At 43.8% G+C, this 4,379-nt stretch carries 4 protein-coding genes and 1 pseudogene; 1 reads left to right on the top strand and 4 read right to left on the bottom strand.

What is annotated here, in order from left to right; translation table 11 throughout:
* A pseudogene (locus L1028_RS30780) lies at nt 1-248 on the top strand (hypothetical protein); the annotation flags it as partial.
* Nucleotides 249-313: 65 nt separating this feature from the next.
* Here the strand turns inward: L1028_RS30780 and L1028_RS31430 are convergent.
* The 4 genes from L1028_RS31430 to L1028_RS30765 all read right to left on the bottom strand — a co-directional run bounded on the left by L1028_RS31430 (nt 314) and on the right by L1028_RS30765 (nt 4,216).
* Nucleotides 314-436 carry a hypothetical protein gene (locus L1028_RS31430; protein ID WP_279306941.1) on the bottom strand — a complete coding sequence of 41 codons (123 nt, stop codon included), beginning with the start codon at nt 434-436 and terminating at the stop codon, nt 314-316.
* 15 nt (nt 437-451) lie between these two features.
* Nucleotides 452-901, bottom strand: a complete 450-nt coding sequence (locus tag L1028_RS30775) for a hypothetical protein (protein ID WP_234541948.1) — start codon at nt 899-901, stop codon at nt 452-454.
* A 660-nt stretch (nt 902-1,561) separates the two neighbouring features.
* Nucleotides 1,562-3,535 (bottom strand): alpha/beta fold hydrolase, encoded by a 1,974-nt coding sequence (locus tag L1028_RS30770; RefSeq protein WP_234541947.1) that lies wholly within the window; start codon nt 3,533-3,535, stop codon nt 1,562-1,564.
* 60 nt (nt 3,536-3,595) lie between these two features.
* Nucleotides 3,596-4,216, bottom strand: coding sequence for a TetR/AcrR family transcriptional regulator (locus tag L1028_RS30765; RefSeq protein ID WP_076284384.1), 621 nt, complete (start codon nt 4,214-4,216; stop codon nt 3,596-3,598).
* Nucleotides 4,217-4,379 lie beyond the last annotated feature (163 nt).

Here is a 4,379-nt window from a genome sequence, read left to right as displayed (position 1 = left end):
TCCTTCAGATTCCACCTCACGGTGGACACCCTTGCCCTTGGCTAACGGTAGGCGCTCGCCAGCCCCCGTTCGGGACTTTCACCCTAAAGATAACGCCCATGCTGGGCGTACTAACAAAAAAAGCAACTTCCCTGTTGGAAAGTTGCTTTTTGATGTTGCCGGATTATACCATTAATGCAAACAACGAAATTGTGCAGCTGTTTAACGATTTATTGAAGTTTTTAAGTCAATATGATGTCACACCATAAGGTTATACTTGGACCTTCCTCAAATGGAGGAGGGAAGAATCTGTTACTTCCATAGCTAAGAGTAACTATCTACTACCGAACTGTGTTAAACCCTCAATACCAAGCTCTTTTTCAACATTTTCCTGACAACCAATATTAACCATATTTATGCCATTACGAAATTTATTTTTAAATATCTTCTTGCTCATGTATACCGCCTCCATCTACAAAATAGCTTTTAATTTCCTTTGGAAATCTGGAGTAAAAACATTCTTATTTACTGCATCAGCAAACAGCATCAAGAGTTCGTTTTCATTAATATCAAGTGGTCTTAGGATTAAACGTTCATTATTATTTTTGTTCTTCTTGTAATAGGCAAAGCGAATTTCATCTTCACCATTGGCCTTTACATTTATTCGTTCAATCGTACAAATAAATAGATCAAGCTCCAATCGTCCCTGCTTCAAGAGATCACAATACTCGGTGCTTTTTAATACTTCGGTCTTTTCTTGTGTTTCCTTATGGAGATCAATAACTCCAAACTCCACAAGGAGTTTCGATAACGCCAAGTTTATTAAGGAGTTCTTACTCATTTTTGTTTTGTCGGCAAGGTTAGTCAAGGCGTCATCAATATCCTGGGATAAAGATAAGTTTAGTCGAGTTTTTTCATCCATTTTATTCACCTATTAGTCAAAGTAAATAGCAATGGTGTTATTTTTAACACCATTGCTCAAATTCAATCCATCATTAAGACATCTAATATTGCATAATACATTTATTTCAGAGAGGAAGTCTTATTCATACTTTGCAAAATCGATTACATAACTAACTCTTAAAATAGAAAGATAGTACCTCCATAGACACCATTTCCCTATTATTGATACGTATTATTTTCCCATACTATTTATCTGTTGAAGCACTGCATTTACTTGTCCTAAAATTCTTTTAACCTCATCTGTAATATTGCAACGAAAAAGACCCTTAACTACAGAGAAAAACTCAGTATCAATTCTTCTGTAGTCATATCCCGTTCGAACTACATTATTAAGTTCATTCAGAACATATATCCAAAATTCTTTACTTAGAAATTGACTTCTCAAATCAATTAGGTCGTGTCTTAATTCTCACTTAAGGGCATCTTTCACCGCCTTTTCGTCCCCCTGCTGCGTCACTTTCTCTTGACGTACCCCGGTACGCCTGCGAAAAAGTTCCTGGCTTGGAACGTAAATTCGGCAAAATCTGCTCCGTTCGGAGTTCTAAGACACACCCTAATCGAACTTGACCCTTTCGACAGTATTCGCGGGATTCCTGCACCATAGAGAACTGGACTCGTCTCATCTCTTGGTATTGAACCACTCTACAAGAATCGCAGCCGTATCATGGGGCTGAAATAACGGAAAATAATGACCATAGGGTACATCTACGCATTTAACCTGTGGATCGATTTCCTCAGGATAGTGGTAATCCTCATCTTCCTTGCCCCAGACCACTACTGTGCTCTTCACCTGATCAGCTTTACTCCACGTCCCCATCGATAACTTGTCTTGGACTCCTTTGCCCTTCCCGGTATGAATCCAGCGTAACAAATCGGTATGCGCACCCGCAATGCGTGGAGATTGCATACTGGACCTCACCTTTTCTGCAAATCTACTAATTACACGGTGATCCGTGTCACGGTTTGATTGAAGCATGCGATTCCAGCCAGCTTCGGATCGCCCGGCCAGAAGGGTACGCACGAAACCTCTTGGCATACGGGAAGCCATACACAGAGCTGTCTGGTTAGAGTTATGACCTGCGGGCTGCAATAAACCAAGCTGAATATCGGTGCGTCCGCTCCTGATTGCCGCCGTAGCTGCAATTGCGCCCCCAACAGAGTGACCGATCAGCTTCATCGGGCCTTCCAACTCGCGAAGTGCGGTGAGTAGTTCATGCACCTGGCCTTCAAACGCTTCACTCTTCTGATGAACAGGTGACCGACCGAATCCGGCCAGATCGACAAGCCATACCGGGTTTCCTGTCAGTTCCCAAAGCCGTTCTCCCAAAGGTAACATCTCATCGGCACAACTAAGCAAACCATGTACGATGATCCACGGCTCTCCTTCACCATCCCAACCAAGTGCAGCCAAATTTCCGATCCGTGATCGAGTACAACCGGCTGGCAAAGTCCCAGATGATGCATGACGGAGACGATAATCCAAGTCGGCTGTCACAAATGGAAGCTGTTCCCTGATATCAGGCCAGGATTGTCCCATACGTGTGAACAGAGCCTCCGTCTCTTCCACCGGAAATGTTCTGTTGGTAATAAAAGAAACCGATTCTGCTGGAACACCGCTGATCCGCGTACCGCCTGATTTCATCGCCCATTGAACCCATGTCAGTGGTACAGCCCATTTGGGCTTTGGAACATCCATTTGCTGTGACAGAAGATGCAGTAATTCCTTCATGCTAGGACTATCTTCTTTGCGCGCCAAAAGTGGATACGTTCCTCCCACTGGAGCTGTTTCTTTGGATAAAAAGACAAGGGTCTTTGCAACCACATCATTCTCCACAAGCGGCAACCAATACGATGAACCTCCCGGTACAACAGGCATGAATCGTTTCTGAATCGCCTGAATGAGCAGTCCGATACCACCCGTTTGCTCGGTTTCACCCGTGGGTCGCGGTCCCACGACTGTACTTGGATTGACAACAGACAACGGATACTGATTCGCCTCTGCATGTTCACGGATATACAGATCAGCGTGAAATTTCATTTCTTCATATGCACTTTCATGATTTTCCAGTTTGTTGACCTGAATGTATTTCCCCTTTTCGTCCCGTTGTCCATACGGGCTCATAAATCCAACAACATGGATAAAGTGTCTCAGTCCGCGTATACGATGGATCTCGCCAGCCAGTTCCGCCACTTCCTTCGCGCCGTTCATAAAAATCTGTTCTGCTTCTTTACGCTCCAGAGTAACATCCATCGTGCCGCCAGCATGAATGATGACGTCTGCTTCGAGAACAAGCTGCCGATCAGTCAATACAAGGCCGAGACCTGGTTTGGACAAATCGCCGTGGATAAATGTAATTCGGTCGAAGTTCTTCACTCCGTAAGCTTGCAGCACAACTCTGGCTCTTGGTTCGGAACGAACAAGCAACAACAATTTTGTGTCCCCAGCCGCGAGTTGTTTTACTGTTTCCTTACCGATAAAGCCTGTACTGCCTGTCATGAAAATGATTGCTGGTTCAATTGCCCTCTTGTTAATAACCTGCTTTATGTCCCTAGTGCGCTCCGTATTTGTTTCACGAGTAGTATGAACATTCATTGTGTATTTGCCCCTTATAGTACTATGAAGTACTAATTATATTCAAAAAAACAGCTTCGTTTACCGAAGCATCTGACAAAAAGTACGTGCTGATTGTTCAATAATTCCTGTATCACGCGCGGTCTCCGCAAGCACAAGGGAACCTTCCATTGCCGCAATAAATAATGCTGCTGCTGGCCCCGGCTCGATTCCTTTACGAAACTCCCCGCCATCCAGCCCCTGTTGGAACAATTTCTCCATCATCGGCTGCAACTCACGAAAGAAACGGGATATGCTTTCTTTGACTTCCGGTGCACTGGCTGGTGTCTGCATATACAGTGTAATAAACGGACAACTTCCTTCATAATCCCGACCCTCTATGCCTGCGGACAGTAACGCCATAAACGAATAGATGCGTTCTGTTACCTCTCGTTCACGCTGACTGAGCAGCAGGTAAAGATCTGATTCATACTGGGCGATCCAGTACTGCACCACAGCATGAAGTAATTCCTCCTTGTTTTTAAAATGGTAATAAATATTCGACTTGGATACTCCGCTAACCCGTACTACCTCATCCATACTAACGTAGCTGTACCCCTGACGCAGAAATAACTGTGCAGCCACTTCAACTGCCTTGGTCCGGTTAACCGGATTGGAACTCTTAGATTTAGCAGATCCATTGTTCAATTTTTTATTTGTCATAGATAGAACTATATAGTACTAATCAAATAAAAACAAGTTTTTTGTTAATCAAAAGATCCTCTCTCACCTCAACCCCCTCCTACTTGTCCACATATAGTATTAACGCTGTGTTAAATACGTCATGGAATTATTAAACCGCTTCGGGTTATCCACATTCCAGAGA

Source organism: Paenibacillus pseudetheri (assembly GCF_924513355.1).
GTDB lineage: Bacteria > Bacillota > Bacilli > Paenibacillales > Paenibacillaceae > Paenibacillus_AQ > Paenibacillus_AQ pseudetheri.
Note: the sequence above shows the minus strand (reverse complement) of the source record. Positions and strands in the feature narration are given on the sequence as shown.

Coding starts and splice junctions, on each gene's coding strand:
- L1028_RS30775 (WP_234541948.1), bottom strand. CDS start 901: ATGGATGAAAAAACTCGACTAAACTTATCTTTATCCCAGGATATTGAT.
- L1028_RS31430 (WP_279306941.1), bottom strand. CDS start 436: ATGAGCAAGAAGATATTTAAAAATAAATTTCGTAATGGCATAAATATG.
- L1028_RS30765 (WP_076284384.1), bottom strand. CDS start 4,216: ATGACAAATAAAAAATTGAACAATGGATCTGCTAAATCTAAGAGTTCC.
- L1028_RS30770 (WP_234541947.1), bottom strand. CDS start 3,535: ATGAATGTTCATACTACTCGTGAAACAAATACGGAGCGCACTAGGGAC.